At 71.5% G+C, this 16,357-nt stretch carries 15 protein-coding genes, 1 tRNA gene and 1 pseudogene; 11 read left to right on the top strand and 6 right to left on the bottom strand.

All coding sequences use genetic code 11. The features are described from left to right. Positions 1–275 precede the first annotated feature (275 nt). Both DP939_RS24490 and DP939_RS24485 read right to left on the bottom strand, forming a co-directional pair. Complete coding sequence (locus tag DP939_RS24490; protein WP_113983096.1) at positions 276–614, bottom strand: hypothetical protein; 339 nt, start codon at positions 612–614, stop codon at positions 276–278. A 36-nt stretch (positions 615–650) separates the two neighbouring features. Continuing rightward, a complete protein-coding gene (locus tag DP939_RS24485; RefSeq protein WP_113983095.1) occupies positions 651–1,283 on the bottom strand; it encodes an AAA family ATPase in 633 nt (210 codons plus the stop codon). Positions 1,284–1,373: 90 nt separating this feature from the next. Here DP939_RS24485 and DP939_RS45515 point away from each other — a divergent pair, with 90 nt between their 5' ends. Next, positions 1,374–1,625, top strand: a complete 252-nt coding sequence (locus DP939_RS45515; RefSeq protein ID WP_147268115.1) for a hypothetical protein — start codon at positions 1,374–1,376, stop codon at positions 1,623–1,625. 4 nt (positions 1,626–1,629) lie between these two features. Here DP939_RS45515 and DP939_RS24480 read toward each other — a convergent pair whose 3' ends face one another. Further along, a complete protein-coding gene (locus DP939_RS24480; RefSeq protein ID WP_113983094.1) occupies positions 1,630–2,544 on the bottom strand; it encodes a hypothetical protein in 915 nt (304 codons plus the stop codon). Between the two features lie 185 nt (positions 2,545–2,729). Between DP939_RS24480 and DP939_RS24475 the strand changes: the two genes are divergently transcribed. From DP939_RS24475 to DP939_RS24460, 4 genes are read left to right on the top strand one after another with little or no spacing between them, the layout of a single operon-like run. Further along, positions 2,730–4,016, top strand: coding sequence for an ArsB/NhaD family transporter (locus DP939_RS24475; protein ID WP_113983093.1), 1,287 nt, complete (start codon positions 2,730–2,732; stop codon positions 4,014–4,016). A gap of 24 nt (positions 4,017–4,040) precedes the next feature. After that, on the top strand, positions 4,041–5,408 hold the full coding sequence (locus DP939_RS24470; protein ID WP_113983092.1) for a TrkH family potassium uptake protein: 1,368 nt from the start codon (positions 4,041–4,043) through the stop codon (positions 5,406–5,408). Beyond that, positions 5,374–6,063 (top strand): potassium channel family protein, encoded by a 690-nt coding sequence (locus tag DP939_RS24465; protein ID WP_113983091.1) that lies wholly within the window; start codon positions 5,374–5,376, stop codon positions 6,061–6,063. The genes DP939_RS24470 and DP939_RS24465 overlap by 35 nt, the downstream gene beginning before the upstream one ends. A gap of 53 nt (positions 6,064–6,116) precedes the next feature. Further along, positions 6,117–6,740, top strand: a complete 624-nt coding sequence (locus tag DP939_RS24460; RefSeq protein WP_113983090.1) for a nucleoside/nucleotide kinase family protein — start codon at positions 6,117–6,119, stop codon at positions 6,738–6,740. Between the two features lie 55 nt (positions 6,741–6,795). On the opposite strand, the gene DP939_RS47095 is transcribed toward DP939_RS24460, so the two are convergent. After that, a complete protein-coding gene (locus DP939_RS47095) occupies positions 6,796–7,263 on the bottom strand; it encodes an isoamylase early set domain-containing protein (RefSeq protein WP_199565386.1) in 468 nt (155 codons plus the stop codon). Between the two features lie 296 nt (positions 7,264–7,559). Here DP939_RS47095 and DP939_RS24450 point away from each other — a divergent pair, with 296 nt between their 5' ends. From DP939_RS24450 to DP939_RS24430, 5 genes are all read left to right on the top strand, one after another. After that, positions 7,560–8,567 (top strand): LacI family DNA-binding transcriptional regulator, encoded by a 1,008-nt coding sequence (locus tag DP939_RS24450; RefSeq protein ID WP_113983089.1) that lies wholly within the window; start codon positions 7,560–7,562, stop codon positions 8,565–8,567. A 92-nt stretch (positions 8,568–8,659) separates the two neighbouring features. Further along, positions 8,660–9,649, top strand: a complete 990-nt coding sequence (gene add, locus DP939_RS24445) for an adenosine deaminase (RefSeq protein WP_113983088.1) — start codon at positions 8,660–8,662, stop codon at positions 9,647–9,649. A 151-nt stretch (positions 9,650–9,800) separates the two neighbouring features. Further along, on the top strand, positions 9,801–11,519 hold the full coding sequence (locus tag DP939_RS24440) for a S8 family peptidase (protein WP_113983087.1): 1,719 nt from the start codon (positions 9,801–9,803) through the stop codon (positions 11,517–11,519). Between the two features lie 156 nt (positions 11,520–11,675). After that, entirely contained in the window at positions 11,676–12,458 is a 783-nt protein-coding gene (locus DP939_RS24435; protein WP_225878471.1) for a TetR/AcrR family transcriptional regulator, read from the top strand. Between the two features lie 17 nt (positions 12,459–12,475). Then, on the top strand, positions 12,476–13,741 hold the full coding sequence (locus DP939_RS24430; RefSeq protein WP_113983085.1) for a cytochrome P450 family protein: 1,266 nt from the start codon (positions 12,476–12,478) through the stop codon (positions 13,739–13,741). 276 nt (positions 13,742–14,017) lie between these two features. Here DP939_RS24430 and DP939_RS24425 read toward each other — a convergent pair whose 3' ends face one another. Next, positions 14,018–15,019: a tyrosine-type recombinase/integrase gene (locus DP939_RS24425; RefSeq protein ID WP_113983084.1), complete on the bottom strand. Its 1,002-nt coding sequence runs from the start codon at positions 15,017–15,019 to the stop codon at positions 14,018–14,020. Positions 15,020–15,102: 83 nt separating this feature from the next. Between DP939_RS24425 and DP939_RS24420 the strand changes: the two genes are divergently transcribed. After that, a tRNA-Arg gene (locus DP939_RS24420) sits at positions 15,103–15,176 on the top strand. Positions 15,177–15,441: 265 nt separating this feature from the next. On the opposite strand, the pseudogene DP939_RS24415 reads toward DP939_RS24420, so the two are convergent. Further along, a pseudogene (locus DP939_RS24415) lies at positions 15,442–16,308 on the bottom strand (FAD-dependent monooxygenase); the annotation flags it as partial. Between the last annotated feature and the right edge of the window lie 49 nt (positions 16,309–16,357).

Here is a 16,357-nt window from a genome sequence, read left to right as displayed (position 1 = left end):
TGCCGGGCAGGGCGATGGGCAGCTCGGCCTGCTCCGCCCCGGTGGCGTGGCCGCCGAGGGCCGCGGTGAGGGCGTCGGCGGCGGCGGCGAACGGGTGCGGCCGTACCTGCCCGCGCCCGGTGGCGGGCCCAGTGGCAGATACGGGAGAGTCGGGCCGGGGTGTGGTGTCCTCCGCCCAAAGGGCGAGGTGCCCGTCGGCCCAGACTCCATGCACGACCAGCAACGCGACCACTCCCACTCGCCCAACGACCCTGGGCCGGCACGGCCCGCGGGGGTCAGGGGCCTGCGGGCTCCGGCCTTTGCACCTTATCTTCAGGGGCGGCGCCGCAGGCACAGCTCACGGTGTTCCATACCTGGGCGAACGCCTCTCCGGAGATCTCGGTCATGCCGAACTCCCACAGCTCCACCGCCTGGTCGGTGAGGAAGCCGTGGGCGTCGTCGAGGTGCCGCCACCAGTATTTGTGGACCTGGCGGCGGGGGTCGATCTCGATCTGCTTGACCGCCCACTGCTCGCCCGCCTCCTCCACGGTCTCGAACAGCCAGATGCCGCCCTCCTCGTCGTGGCCGCGCCAGTAGCGGCGCGGCTCGGCCGAGGCGTCCAGCCCCTTGATCATCGGGCCACGTTGGTCACTGAGCACGCGCCAAGCGTGTCATGCGCCTCCGACGGTTTCGGCCGGAACCGGCTCGGGGCGGCCGAAGCGGATGGCGTGGACCCGGTCGGCGTCCGGGCGGGAAAGGACGGTGACCCCGTCGGCGTGCGCGACCCTGCCGGTGCGGGCCTGGCCGACCAGGACCCGCCAGCGGCGGCAGTGCCGCACGAAGGTGGCCGCGGTGACCACGCGTCCCCGGGTGTGCTGGCCCGCCCAGGCGACGCGCGGTTCGACGTCGAGCATGAGCAGGTGCATCTGGGCGCGGTAGCGGTGGGCGAGCCAGGCGAAGCCGTACAGGATGTGCGGCCAGGTGCCGCGGCTGTGCGCGACGACGGACCGGCCGCCGCTGACGGCCTTGGCGATACGCCATACGTGGGTGGCGTGGACGAAGGGGGTCCGCAGGCGCGGCGGCACCGGGCGCAGGTAGCGGGACCACCAGTTGCGGGCCTGGTAGGTGTCGATGACCAGGACGCCGTCGCCCGCGACGGGCCGGGTCTCCTCGCCGCTGATGCCGTACAGGCGGCGTAGCAGTGTGCTCTTGCCCGCGCCGGGCAGGCCCGTGAGCATGACCAGGGAACCCGCTGGGTAGCGAAGCTCGCCGGTGGAAGCGTGGGCGGCCGGGTCGGCGGCCATGCGGCACCTCACTGGGTCGGGGCGGCTGTGGGGGGTGGTTTGCCGCCGGGATGGACATGAGGCGTGCGACCCAGGGTAGGCGACTCCGGCATGAGCCATGAAGATAAATCCTCCTCGGCGGATCGGGGACGGGATGACGACCGCATACCGGACAACGAGCGGGAGCCGGCGAACGTGCCGCTGGCCGACCGCCGCCGCGACCCGGAGCTGCACGACGTACCGGACTTCGGCGACGAGATGACGCCGTCCGCCACGGACCCGGCCGGGCAGCCGGAACGCGACCCGGACAAGAAGCGGGTCTACGGGGAGAGCGAGGGGTTCGAGCCGCCGACCCGTGGGTGAGCGTTCACAGCAGGGAGTTGGCGCGCAGGATGGTGAGCGCGCGTACGGTGGCCCAGCCGCGCCACTCCAGCGCGCCCGCGGGCGTGCGGGACTCCCAGTCCACCGTCCAGCCGCCGTCCGGGAGCTGGCCGGCGGCCAGGCGTTCCAGTTCGGCCGCCACGTGGTCGGCGGGCAGGAGCGCGCGCAGCGGGGTGCCGGGCAGCGGCGCGAAGTCCAGCGGGCCGAGACTTTCGCCGGGCGCGCCGCCCGCGACCGGCATGCGGCCCGATTCGGGGAGGAACGCCGCCAGGCGCCGCAACTGGGCGGGCGCTTCGGGGTGCGCGCCGTACAGGACGTCGAGCAGTTGCAGGACGAACCGGAACTCGATCGCGTGACCCGGGCCCTCCAGCGCGGCGATGGCGTCCATGGCGTGCCCGGTGGCCCGGGCGAGCCAGGGGTGGCGGGCCACGGCGGGGTCGTGCGCGCCGACGCGGTGCGCGATGCCCGCCAGCATGGCGGTCATGTGCAGCGATGAGCGCCGGGGGTCGGCGTCGAGCCAGAACGGCGCGGTCCCGGTGGTGTCGCCCGCGATCGGCAGCGCGAACGGCAGGCCGCCGTCGGGCAGGGTCACCGACGCGAGCCAGTCGCACAGCGCGGCGGCGCGCGGGCTGGTCGCGGGGGCGATGTCCGCGAACACCTCGAAGGCGTGCAGCGCGCACACCGGCTGGCTCTCCGGGGCGCGGAGGTCGGGTTCGAGGGCCCAGCCGTACCCTCCCCCCGTGTCGCCGTCCGTGTCGCCATCCGTGTCGCCGTACGCGGCCAGGGCGGCGACCGCGGCGTCCGGGCCGCAGTCGCCGGTGATCAGGCCGAACCGGCGGCGGTCCAGCAGGCGGGCGTGGGCGATCATGAAACGGTTTGCGGCGGTGATGTCGATCGTCATCGTTCCATCGTCCATATCCGCACGTCAGATGGCTTGTAGGAATCGGTCATGGCCGGGTGGGGGACGACCTCTTTACGTGTCTTGATAGGTTGCCTACGGTGTGCCGGGAAGTCTGGTCGGCGTTATCCCGTCACGACTCCGACCGAAGACGAAGGTGACACGGTGCGACCGAGTGAACTCGACTCATGACCTTCATCGCCTGGCTGGCGGTCGCGGTGTTCCTGGGGGCCTACGCGTTCATCGCGACGGAGAAGATCCACCGGGTCGCCGCCGCCCTGGGCGGGGCGGGGATCATGCTCCTCGTCCACGCCACCGACGCGCACGCGGCCTTCTTCGACGAGCGCACCGCGATCGACTGGAACGTCATCTTCCTGCTGCTGGGCATGATGGTGATCGTCGGCGTGCTGAAGCAGACCGGCGTGTTCGAGTATCTGGCGATCTGGGCGGCCAAGCGGGCCAGGGGCCGGCCGTTCCGGCTGATGGCCCTGCTGGTGGTCATCACCGCGGTGGCCTCGGGGATGCTGGACAACGTCACCACGGTGCTGCTGGTCGCCCCGGTGACGTTCCTGGTGTGCGAGCGGCTGGCGCTGCCCGCCACGCCCTACCTGATCGCCGAGGCGATGGCCTCCAACATCGGCGGGACGGCCACGCTGGTCGGCGACCCGCCGAACATCATCATCGCCAGCCGGGGCGGGCTGAGCTTCAACGACTTCATCGTCCACCTGGCGCCGCTGATCGTCCTGCTGCTGGTGGTGTTCGTCGGGCTGTGCCGGGTGCTGTTCCGGAGGGCGTTCCGGTACGACCCGGAGCGGGCCGCGCAGATCATGGCGCTGAACGAGCGCGAGGCGATCGCCGACCGGCGGCTGCTGTGGCAGAGCCTGGCGGTGCTGGCCGTGGTGCTGCTGGCGTTCGTGCTGCACCCGGTGCTGCACTACGAGCCCTCGGTGGTGGCGATCCTGGGGGCGGGGATCCTGGTGGCGGCCACGAAGGTGACCACCGAGCAGGCCCTGGGCGAGGTGGAGTGGCCCACGCTGGTGTTCTTCGCGGGGCTGTTCGTGATGGTGGGCGCGCTGGTCCACACCGGGGTGATCGACCTGGTCTCGCGGGCCGCGGCGGACGCGACCCAGGGGCACCTGGGCCCGGCCGCGATGGTGCTGCTGTGGGCGTCGGCGGGGCTGTCGGCCTTCGTGGACAACATCCCGTACGTCGCGACCATGAGCCCGATCGTGGCCGACCTGGTCCAGGCCGCGGGCCCGGACGGCCAGGTGCTGTGGTGGGCGCTCGCCCTGGGCGCGGACCTCGGCGGCAACGCCACGGCGGTCGGGGCGGCGGCCAACGTGGTGATCCTCGGCATCGCGGCCCGCAACCGGGTGCCGATCAGTTTCTGGGAGTTCACCCGTTACGGGATCGTCGTGACGTTCGTGATGATCGCCCTCAGCACACCGTACCTGTGGCTCCGTTACTTGATGTGAGGAAGACGTGAAACGGGAAGGCAGATGCCCAGAGCGGTGAAGCGGACGTGGGGTACCGCTCTCCTCGACCGGTTCCAGCGCCCCGCGCAGGTGGTGGTGACCGGATTCGGCCTGGTGATCCTGATCGGCACGGCGCTGCTCGCCAGTCCGGCGGCCACCACGTCCGGCGCCCCCGCCGGGCTGCTGACGGCGTTGTTCACCGCGACCTCGGCGGTGTGCGTGACCGGGCTGGTCGCGGTGGACACCGAGACGCACTGGTCGACGTTCGGCGAGGTGGTGATCGCCGGGCTGATCCAGGTGGGCGGGCTCGGGATCATGACGCTCGCGACGTTGTTCACCGTGCTGGTGTCCGGCAGGCTCGGCCTGCGCGCCCGGCTGTCGGCGCAGGTGGAGACCAAGACGCCGAGCATGGCGGACCTGCGCGTCCTGGTGCGCAGGGTCGTGCTGTTCAGTCTGATGTGCGAGGTCGTGATCGCGGCCGTGCTCACCACGCGGTTCGCGGTCGGGTACGGCCAGCCGTTCGGCCGGGCCCTGTACCTCGGCTGGTTCCACGCGATCTCGGCGTTCAACAACGCCGGGTTCGCGCTGTGGCCGGACAACCTGATGCGGTTCGTGGCCGATCCGTGGATCACGCTCACCATCGCCGCCGCCGTGGTGGCCGGTGGGCTGGGGTTCCCGGTGATGTTCGAGCTGTACCGCTCGTGGCGGCGGCCCTCCCGATGGACCGTGCTCACCAAGATCACGGTCGTGGTGACGACCGGGCTGCTGCTGATCGGCACGCTGATCTTCCTGGTGACCGAGTGGCGCAACCCGCGTACGTTCGGCCCGCTGGACGACGCCGACAAGCTGCTGGCCGCGTTCTTCGCCGCCGTGATGCCGCGCTCGGGCGGGTTCAACACGGTGGACATCTCCCAGATGAACCCGTCGAGCTGGCTGGCCACCGACGTGCTGATGTTCATCGGCGGCGGCAGCGGCGGCACCGCGGGCGGCATCAAGGTCACCACGCTCGGCGTGCTCGCCCTGGTGGTGTGGGCCGAACTGCGCGGCGAGAGCCGCGTCAACGTCGGCCACCGGCGGCTGCCGGAGTCGCTGCAGCGGCAGGCCGTGGCGATCACCCTGATGGGCGTCTCGCTGGTGGCGGTCTCCACGTACATCCTGCTGGTGCTCACCCCGCACTCGCTGGACGAGGTGCTGTTCGAGGTGATCTCGGCCTTCGCCACGAACGGGCTGTCCGCCGGCATCACGGCCGACGCCACCCCGGCCGGGCACATCCTGCTGGTTCTGCTGATGTTCATCGGCAGGGTCGGCCCCCTGACCCTGGGTTCCGCCCTCGCCCTGCGGGAGCGCACCCGCCGTTATGAGCTACCCGAGGAGCGGATCATCGTTGGCTGACACGAGGAACGACCCGGTCGTGGTGATCGGGCTGGGCCGGTTCGGCAGCTCGCTCGCCCTTGAACTGACCAGGCGCGGCACCGAGGTACTGGCCGTGGACAGCCGCCAGAAGATCGTGCAGAGCCTGTCCGGCCAGATCACCCAGCTCGCCGTGGCCGACTCCACCGACCCCGAGGCGCTGCGCCAGCTCGGCGTGCCCGACTTCTACCGGGCGGTGGTCGGCATCGGCGGCGACATCGAGGCCAGCATCCTCACCGCGTCGCTGCTGGTGGAGATGGAGATCGACGACATCTGGGCCAAGGCGGTCAACCGGCAGCACGGCCGCATCCTGGACCGCATCGGGGTCCACCACGTCGTGCTGCCCGAGCACGACATGGGGGAGCGGGTCGCGCACCTGGTCTCCGGGCGGATGCTGGACTACCTGGCGGTGGACGAGAACTTCGCGCTGATCAAGACCCGGCCGCCGGGCGACTACGTGGGGGTGCCGCTGGGCGAGTCGGGGCTGCGCCGCAAGCACGGCGTCACGGTGGTGGCGGTCAAGCGGCGCGGCGAGGAGTTCACCTACGCCACGGCGGGCACGGTGCTGTCGTTCGGCGACATCATCGTGGTGTCCGGCCGCACCGAGGACGTGGAGCGCTTCTCCGAGCTGCCCTGAGCCGCCCTGGGCGCGCCCGGCGCTCGGGCGGAGGCCAGGATGGTGGGGTGCGCATGCGACCGATCACCCCTGACGCGCTCGTGGCGGAGCTGGCCGAACGGATCGCCGCGGTCCGGCCGGGCTCGTGGGCGCGCGTCGCGCTGGACGGCGCGCCCCCGGCCGGGCCGGGCGCGCTGGGCGACGCCCTGGTCGATCCGCTGCGGGTGCGCGGCAGGAGCGTGGTCCGGGTGTCGGCGGGGGCCTTCCTGCGCCAGGCGTCGCTGCGGCTGGAACACGGCCGGACCGACCCGGACGCCTTCCTGGACGAGTGGCTGGACACCGGGACGCTGACCCGCGAGGTGCTGGCGCCGCTCGCCCCAGGGGCGTCGGGGCGGGTGCTGACGGCGCTGCGCGACGCGGCGGCAGACCGGGCGGTGCGGGTGCCGCACGAGACGGTGCCGGTGGGCGGGGTGCTGCTGCTGGACGGGGCGGTACTGCTGGGCAGGGGCCTGCCGCTGGACCTGTCGGTCCACCTGTGGCTGTCGCCGGGGGCGCTGGAGCGGACGCTCGCCCCCGGCGAACGCTGGACACTGCCCGCCTACGCGAGGTACGAGCACGAGGTGCGACCGGCGGACGTGGCGGACGTCGTGGTGAAGATGGACAACCCCGAGCGTCCCGCGCTGGCTACGGCGGGCTGAGCCGCCGTCCCGCGCGGGGGCCGGGTGTGACGCGGGACGGGCGGCGGGGCCGGGCCTACTTGAGCCGGCTTCTGGGCTTGCGCTCGCCCTTGGCCTGCGGGTGCTCGGAGCCGGGCCGCCCCAGCTCGGCGGAGAGGTCCGCGTCAAGCTCGGCGTCGAGTTCCGCGTCGAGTTCGGCGTCCAGCACGGGATCGAGTTCGGAGTCCAGGCCGAGGGCGTCGTCCCACCGCGGGATGTGGATCAGCCCGCCCCGGTGGTCGCGTCCGTTGAGGTCGGGGTCGTCGAACCAGTGGCCGCCGTGCGCCAGGTACCTGAAGCACACGGTGATCCCGGCCGGGAACCTGATGACCGCCACGTGAGCGCCGTCGGCCTGCTCGGCCATCGGGTGCGCGTACGCGTCCCAGTCGTTGAAGTCGCCCACCACGGAGACCGGCCCCTCGGTGACGTGCGCAGGGACCGTGAAGGTCACGTCAACCATGGCCCTTCCGGCCCCGTCCTCGATCAGTTCGCTTCGTCTGATCATGCCCTGCCCCCTCGCAGTGAGTGTGTATCTGCTGGCAAAGATGCACAGCGGCGGGCTGTGCGGTCATCTCGCCACACCGCGCCGCAACGCGGCGAGACCGAGACAAAGCGCCATGTTGGCTGAAAGGAGGGGCACGGCCGGAAAATGTCTTCCCGGGCTTTGCTCCGCTCTGTGGCGGGCCGAAAGCCGCGACCGTGGCCGCGTCACCGGCAGATGTCCGCATCTGGACGCAAGCACAACGCAAATGATGTTGATTCACGCAAGCGGCTTGCGTTGGCGGCCGTTATGATCGCGCTGTGACACGACGGCTTGCGGAAGTCGCGAAGAAGGTCGGCGTCAGCGAGGCCACGGTGAGCCGCGTTCTCAACGGCAAGCCGGGGGTGTCCGCGGCGACGCGTGTGGCCGTGCTGACCGCGCTCGACGTCCTCGGGTACGAGCGGCCCACGCAGTTGCGCGGCGAGCGGGCCCGGCTGGTCGGGCTGGTGCTGCCGGAGCTGCAAAATCCGATCTTCCCCGCGTTCGCCGAGGTGGTCGGCGGGGCCCTCGCCCAGCAGGGCTTCACCTCGGTGCTCTGCACGCGCACGGTCGGCGGGTTCTCCGAGGCCGACCACATCGACCTGCTGCTCCAGCAGCAGGTCTCCGGCGTGGTCTTCGCCGGCGGCCTGTACGCCCAGGCCGACGCCTCGCACGCGCACTACGAGCGGCTGCTCGAACGCCGCCTGCCCACCGTGCTGGTCAACGCCGCCGTGGAGCACCTGGGGTTCCCGCAGGTGTCGTGCGACGACGGGGTGGCGGCGGCGATGGCGTTCGGCCACCTCGACTCGCTCGGGCACCGCAGGCTCGGCCTGCTGCTCGGCCCGCCCGACCACATCCCCTCCCGGCGCAAGGAGGCGGCCTTCACCGCCGCCGTGCGCAAGGCCGGGCACGAGGTGATGACCGAGCGCGCGATGTTCACCCTGGAGGGCGGGCACGCCGCCGCGTCCAGGCTGGTCAAGGCGGGTGTGACCGGCATCGTGTGCGCGAGCGACGTGCTCGCGCTGGGCGCGATCCGCGCGGTACGGCGGGCCGGTCTCACCGTGCCCGGCGACGTGTCGGTCATCGGCTACGACGACTCCGCGCTGATGAACTGCACCGACCCGCCGCTCACCACGGTCCGCCAGCCCATCGACGCGCTCGGCAGGGCCGCCGTGGACCTGCTCGTCGCCCAGATCGGCAAGGCGGCGGTGTCCACCGACGAGCTGCTGTTCGAGCCCGAGCTGGTCGTCCGATCCTCCACCGGCCCCGCGCGCGGCAAGGCGAAATAACTCGGTCGTGAATTTTCACGCGACTGTCAGAGTATTGCGGTTTGAGAGAGTGCCGACTGGGCGATATGGGTGGTTTGGGTAGGCTGCCGGGCATGCGCGACCTCGCCGCCCTCCCCAAGGCCCATCTGCACGTTCACCTGGAGAGCACGGTCAGGTGGGACACCCTCGCGCAGATGGCCGCCGCCAACGGCATGCCCGTGCCGGAGCGCGGTGAGGAGCCGCCGGTGTTCGACGGGTTCCGGCCGTTCGCCGACCGCAACGCGCTGGTCCGCGAGTGCCTGCGCACGCCCGCCGACTTCCGCAGGATCGCCCGCGAGTTCTGCGCGGACGAGGCGGCCTCCGGCACCCGGTACGCCGAGGTCACCTTCACCGCCGCCTCGCACGGCGAACGCCTCGGGGACCTGCGCATGCCGCTGCTCGCGGTCCTGGAAGGGCTGGCCGAGGGGCGTGCGGAGCACGGCGTGGAGTGCCGGGTGATCCTGGACCACTCGCGGCGGCGTTCGTTGGAACGCGCCTGGCGCACCCTCGAACTGGCCGTCGCCCACGCCTCGGACTGGGTCGCCGGCATCGGCATGGCGGGGGACGAGTCCTACCCGCTAGCGCCGTTCGCGGACGTCTTCGCCGCGGCCAAGGACGCGGGCCTGTGGATCAGCCACCACGCCGGGGAGATGAACGGGGCGGACAGCGTCCGGGAGGCGATCGGGGCCGGGCGGACCGACCGGCTCGGGCACGGCATCCGGGTGCTCGACGACCCCGGCCTGGTGGCCGAGGTACGCGAGCGGGGCATCGCGCTGGAGGTGTGCCCGTCGTCCAACATCGCGCTGGGCCTGGTCTCGTCGTGGGACGCCCATCCGCTGCCGCGACTGCGGGACGCCGGGCTGCCGGTGACCGTCAACACTGACATTCCGGTCATCATCGGCGTCACCCTGGCGGAGGAGTACGCCAGGGTGCGCGACGCGTTCGGCTACGGTGACGACGTGCTGGCCGAGCTGGCCCGGACCTCGGTGGCGGCGTCGTTCGCGGACGCGGCCACCAAGCGGCGGCTGGACAAGGAGATCGACGCCTGGCTCGCCGCCGGGTGATATCCGGAAGGCCATAAACCCCCGCCGAGCTGCGGAGAAATTCCGGCGACCTGGATATATCACACGTTGGTCGCGAATTCCTGTACGGCTGGCACTGAATGCCCTTTGACTTCACATTTACTCACATGTCCCGTGACACACGGAGGTATGTGTGAGACGCAGCATTCTGGTCGGCGCGACCGCCGCTCTCGCCCTGGCCGCTGCGCTGGTCCCGGCTCAGGCCGCCCAGCAGCAGGCGCAGGAGTCGGAGTACGTGGTCCTTTACAAGGACGGCGCCGAGGCCAGGACGGCCCACCAGGCCATCCAGGCGGCCGGTGGCACGCTGGTCGCGGAGAACACCGCGATCGGGCTGGCCACGGTGACCACCACGAACGCCGGCTTCCGGCAGGCCGTACAGGCCGGAGGCGCGATCGAGGGCGTCGCCCACAACCGGTCGATCGGCTCGGCCCCCTCCCGCGCGGTGCCCAGCGCCGCCGTGCGCAAGGCCATCGAACGCAGGGCGGTGGAGAAGGCGGGTGACGGCGCGCCCGCGGTGACCGGCCACGGCGGGCCCTCCCGCCGCGGCGAGCCGCTGTCGCACCTGCAGTGGGATCTGAAGCAGATTCACGCCACCCCGGAGGGGTCCTACAAGTACGAGAAGGGCGACCGCGGCGTACTGGTCGGCGTCCTGGACACCGGCGTGGACGGCTCGCACCCCGACATCGCGCCCAACTTCGACCGGGCGCTCAGCCGTAACTTCACCACCGACATCCCGGTGGACGCGAACGGCGCCGAGGTGGACGGGCCGTGCGAGGCCGAGCCGGACCGCTCCTGCGAGGACGCGGCCGACGTGGACGACAACGACCACGGCACGCACGTCGCCTCCTCCATCGCCGCCCCGATCAACCGCCTCGGCATCTCCGGCGTGGCGCCCAAGGTCACGCTGGTCAACCTGCGGGCCGGCCAGGACTCCGGCTACTTCTTCCTGCAGCCGACGGTGGACGCGCTGACGTACGCGGGCGACCACGGCATCGACGTGGTCAACATGAGCTACTACGTGGACCCGTGGCTGTTCAACTGCACCGACAACCCCGCGGACTCCCCGGCCGACCGCGCCGAGCAGCGCACCATCATCACGGCCGTGCAGCGGTCGCTCAAGTACGCGCACGACCGGGGCGTCACGCTCGTCTCGGCCGCGGGCAACGAGGCCAGCGACTACACCAAGACCCTGGTGGACGCCTCCAGCCCCGACTTCGCCAGCGAGCCCGGCGAGGTGCCCCGCGAGCGGACGATCCCGGCGAGCTGCCTGTCCCTGCCGAGCGAGGACGAGCGGGTGCTGGCCGTGTCCGCGACCGGGATCAGCGGGCGCAAGGCGTACTACTCCGACTACGGCAACGGCTATGTGAGCATCGCCGCCCCGGGCGGTGACGTGTACGACACGCCGGGCGGCACGCGGGACGTGTCCCTGGCCACGTTGGCCGCCTATCCCAAGGCGCTGGCCGAGGAGCGCGGCCAGCTCAATCCCGACGGCACGCCCAACGTGCCGAGCATCGTGCGCGACTGCCGGGGCGGCACCTGCGCCTACTACTCCTACGCGCAGGGCACGTCGATGGCCTCGCCGCGGGCGGCGGGCGTGGCGGCGCTGATCGTGAGCAAGTACGGCAAGCGGGACCGCAGGCACGGCGGCAAGACGCTCAGCCCCGCCGTGGTGGAGCGCCTTCTGAAGGCGACGGCCACCAAGGCCGCCTGCCCGAACCCGCCCGCCTACACCTACACCCGGCACCTGCCGGACGGCAGCACGGCGACCCACACGCACGTGTGCGAGGGCGGCAAGGGCCGCAACGGCTTCTACGGCGCGGGCATCGTGGACGCGCTGCGCGCGGTGCGGTGACCTGACCGGCATCCGCCGAGTGCCCGGCCCTTTCCAAGGGCCGGGCACTTTTTCTTGCCCGGACTCTCGCGGCGGCGGGCCGAAGGGTTACCATGACGGTGTGACCCTATGACCAGAAAGACTCATCTGGTCATACAGTCGGAAAGGATCTCGATCGTGGCACCTGAGCCGTCGGAGCCCTCGACGTCATCGCGTTCGTCGTCGCGTTCTCCGTCAGAGGCTTCGTCGTCGGAGGCTTCGACGTCAGAGCGGGAACGGCGGGCCGAGCGCATCCTCGACGCCGCGGGCGAGCTACTGGTCGCCTGGGGCTACGGGCGCGTGACGGTCGACGACGTCGCCCGCCGGGCGGGCGTCGGCAAAGGCACCATCTACCTGCACTTCTCCACCAAGGAGGGGCTGTTCCTCTCGGTGCTGATGCGCGCGCAGCGCAGGCTGATGGCCAACCTGGTGGACCTGCTGCGCCGGGAGCCGGTCACGGTCATGCCCGGCGAGCTGATCCCGCACATCTACCGATGGGCCCACGAGGAGCCGGTGGTGCGCGCCGCGCTGCTCGGCGACCCGGAGACCCTGGGCGTGCTGGCCCGCAGCAGCGCCGAGCTGGTCGGCGAACTGATCGCCGAACGGCTGCGCGTCATGGAGGCGTACCTCACGTTGCTGCGCGAGCACGGCCTCGTGCGCACGGACCAGCCCCCGGAGGTGGTGCGGTACAGCCTGGTCTCGATCTTCGTCGGCTACCTCACGACGGAGTCGATGATGCCCGCCGAGGCCAGGCCCGACGTCGCCGCCTGCGCGGACGCGCTCGCCGACGTCATCCGCTCCTCGATCGAGACCTCCCGCGCCCCCGAGGCGACGCGGGCGGTGGCCACATTGGCCGCCGAACTGTTCGACCGCCTGCTCGGCCTGCTCGACAAGGAGATTCGCAGGCGGCAGTCCATCTGACCCAGCGGAGGGCAGAAATGAGCACTTCCGGTATCACGGAACCCATCGACCTGATGGATCCCGACCTGCTCCACGATCCCTTCCACGGCTACGCGCGCATCCGTGAGGAGGCGCCGGTCGCCCGCGCCGTCTTCCCCGGCAAGGTCGACCCGGTCCTGCTGGTGACCCGGTACGACGATGTCAAGACGGTGCTGAGCGACCAGCGGTTCGTGAACAACCCGGCGAACGTCCCCGGCGGCGACGTCGCCAACGTCCGCGAACAGCTCATCAAGATGCGGGGGATTCCGCCGGAGTACGCGAAGTACGTGCTGGAGAGCATCCTCGACGTCGACGGCGCGGACCACATCCGGCTGCGCCGCCTGGTCTCGCGCGCCTTCACCGCGCGCCGGGTCCTGGAACTGCGGCCGAGAGTCGAGCAGATCACGGACGCGCTGCTCGACGAGCTGCCCGGCAAGGCCGGCCCCGACGGGGCCGTGGACCTCATCGAGGACTTCGCCTACCCGCTGCCGATCGCGGTGATCTGCGAGCTGGTGGGCATCCCCGAGGAGGACCGCCCGGCCTGGCGCGACTGGGGCCGGTCGCTGGTCTCACTGTCGCCGAACGCGATGAACGAGCCGCTGGTCGGCATGGTCGGCTCCATCGAGGACCTGATCGTGCGGCGGCGCGCCGAGCCCACCGACGACCTGCTCAGCGGCCTGATCCGGGTGCACGACGAGGACGGCGACCGGCTCAGCGACCAGGAGCTGATCACCATGGTGCTCACGCTGGTCCTGGCCGGGCACGAGACCACCGCCCACCTGATCGGCAACGGCACCGCGGCGCTGCTGACCCACCCGGACCAGCTCGAACGGCTCCGCGCCGAGCCGGGGCTGATGCCGTCCGCCGTTCACGAGCTGATGCGCTGGTGCGGCCCGGTGCAGGGCACCCGCTTCCGGTACGCCGCCGAGGACGTCGAACTCGGCGGAGTGAAGATCGCTCGTGGGCAGCCGGTGATGGCCATCCTGGTCGGGGCCAACTACGACCCGCGCAGGTTCGCCGACCCCGACCGGTTCGACATCACCCGTGAGTCGGAGGGCCACCGGGAGACCCACGTCGGCTTCGGCTCCGGCCTGCACTACTGCCTGGGCGCGGCCCTGGCCAGGCAGGAGGGCGAGGTGGCGTTCGCCGGGCTGCTGCGCCGCTACCCCCGCTTCGCGCTGGCCTGCGACCCGGGCGAACTGCAGCGGCACTACCTGCCCGGCTCCTGGCGGCTGGCCGGTCTGCCCATCCGGCTGCACGGCTGACTCCCGCATGCCGCCCCGCGCTCCTCCCTTGCCGGATGGAGTCCGGGGCGGCATCGCATCGTCGTTCAGTCGTCACCGACATGGGCCAGCGGCCCCGACGCGCTCGACAACGCCGACAGCGTCTCGTCGTGGCAGTTGCAGCTTCCGCAGCCAGGAATCATGCCATCGCCTCCGATCGGGGGGTCATCGTCTCACTACCGAGCGTGAGGGCCGCCGCGAGCGGCCGTCAAGGGGCGATTGCCCTATCTATCTCTTAGGGACATGGCGGTGGCGGATTCAGTCGCGGCGGTCGCCGGGGGACAGGCGGGCGTGCTCGGCCCGGGCCCGCTCCCCGGCGGACCGCTCCGCCGTACGGGCCCGCTGCCTGGCCATCTCCACCGACTTCCAGCCGACGATGCGCATCAGGTTGAGCGGATCGCCTCCGGCCCGCAGGTAGTCGTCGGCCATCGTCTCCCTGAACCGGTGCGGGTGCAGCCGCCCGCGTACGCCCGCCTCCCGCCCCCGGCGCTCCAGCATCTGCTGGATGCCGGTGGAGGTGAGCCGGTGCTCGCCGGCCGCCGTGCCCGCGCGGATCGGCAGCCACAGCCACGGCGACCCGGCGTGCGGGTGCCGCGCCCTGGCCCGCACGTAGCGGTCCACCGCCGCGGCGGCCTTGTGCCCGATCGGCGCGAGCAGCACGTCGTCGTCCTTGAGCGGGACCCGCAGCCGGTGCTCGGCCGGCCACACGTCGTTGGCCTCGGCGTCGTCCCTGCTGTACCGCAGCCCGGCCAGCCAGGACAGCCGCATCCCGTTGTCGATCAGGATCCGCACGATCGCCGTGTCGCGGCGGCACTCGAAGGTGTCGCCCGAGCACACCGCCAGCAGCGCGGTCAGCTCGGCATCGTCCAGCGCCCGCGTGCGGGTCCGCCCCCGCGCCACCACCGGCCGCTCCACGCCCGCCATCGGCGACGCGGCCACCCGCTCGCCGTCCGCCACCAGCCACGCGAAGAACACCCGAAGGTTACGGAAGTGCTTGTGCGCGTTCCCCGCGCTGGTCGCCGCAGCACTCGCCGCCAGGAACGCCCCGACGTGCCGGGCCTGCACCCCTTCGACGTCCACCGGCATGTCATGTTCGGCGAGATAATGGGAAAGGACGCGTACCGAGTCGACATAGCTCCGCACGGTGCCGTCCGCCTTGCCATCAGCCCGCAACCGAAGCTCCCACGAAGCGGCCACGTCGAGCAGCAGCGGCGCCTGCGCCGCCCATCCGCCTGCCTTGGCCACGGTCCGCCTCCGCAAAATCCGATGCTGTACGCCCGGTGTGCGGATATGCTACCGTCTCAGGTGGTCACCGGAACCTCCGGTCAGCGGCTAAATCCCAAGCGCCCTTAGCTCAGCCGGATAGAGCATCGGACTTCTAATCCGACGGTCGGGGGTTCGAATCCCTCAGGGCGCGCCCTCTTCAGCGGCTTCGCCGATCTGCGCTTGCGCGCTGCGCAGGCGAGGCGCAGGACCACCGAGCGGAGGGCTTCGGCGGGGCGGCTCGACGGGACGAAAATCTGTTGCTTCAGCCGGGCGATGCGCTGGTGCCTTCGGATGAAGGGGCGCAGCCGTGACTCCCAGGCGGTGAGTGCGGCGCCGAGGTCATCAGGGGCGTCCTGCAGTGCCCGGCCGAGGGCGGCGCCTCCTCGGAGGGCGGAGGTGGCTCCCATGCCCGAGTAGAGGTTCAGGCACCAGGCCGCGTCGCCGACGAGGACGACCTTTCCTCTGCTCCAGCGGGGCATCTTCACCTGGTGCACCGAGTCGAACAGGAAATCGGGGGTCTGTTCCAGGGAGTCCAGGGTGTGGCGGACCACGGGGTCGTTCATCTCGGAGAAGACGGCGCGGAGCCGTTCGATCCGGGATCCGGTGAACTGTCCTTCGATGTCCTTGGTGCGGTAGGTCAACAGGGCGGTCGGGGGGCGGTCGGCGAAGCCGAAGACCCATACCGCGCGGCCTGCGCGGGCGCTGATGATGCTGTCCGGCCGGGCGAAGGACGGGACCTGTTCCCGGAGTTGGAAGGCGCAGATCATCGCGTCCCACCTGGTCATGTGGTCCTCGTGCGGGCCGAAGGCCATGCGGCGGACCTCCGATCGGAGCCCGTCGGCGCCGACGACCAGGTCGAAGTCCTCGCGGTAGCGGGTGCCGGTGGCGGCGTCTTCGAGCACCACTCGCACGTCGGTGCGGGTGTCGTCGATCTCGACTGGTGTCGTCGCGAACCGTACGTCGATGGGCCCGTTCGTGCCGTCTCCGCGGGTGCCCTGCCAGAGCGCGGCTTCGATGTCGCCGCGGACCACCGCCGCGGGGTCGCCCGGCTGGTGCAGGAAGCCCAGGCCCGGTTCGCGGTCGCCGCGACGGGTCAGCGACCATGCCTTTCCGCCGCCGGGCGGGTTGCGGGTGTGCAGGTGGGCGGTGATGCCGAGGTCGGCGGCGGCCTGCCTGCCCTCCGGCATGAGGCCGACGAAGTAGCCGCCCTTCCGGCGTTCCGGGGCCCGTTCGACGATGACCGGCCGCCAGCCGGCCTGCCGTAACCCGATCGCCGCGGACATGCCGGCGATGCCGAGCCCGACGACCAATGCGCGTTTCCGCATGAGGGTG

It is taken from the genome of Spongiactinospora rosea, from assembly GCF_003315795.1.
Lineage (GTDB): Bacteria > Actinomycetota > Actinomycetes > Streptosporangiales > Streptosporangiaceae > Spongiactinospora > Spongiactinospora rosea.
Note: the sequence above shows the minus strand (reverse complement) of the source record. Positions and strands in the feature narration are given on the sequence as shown.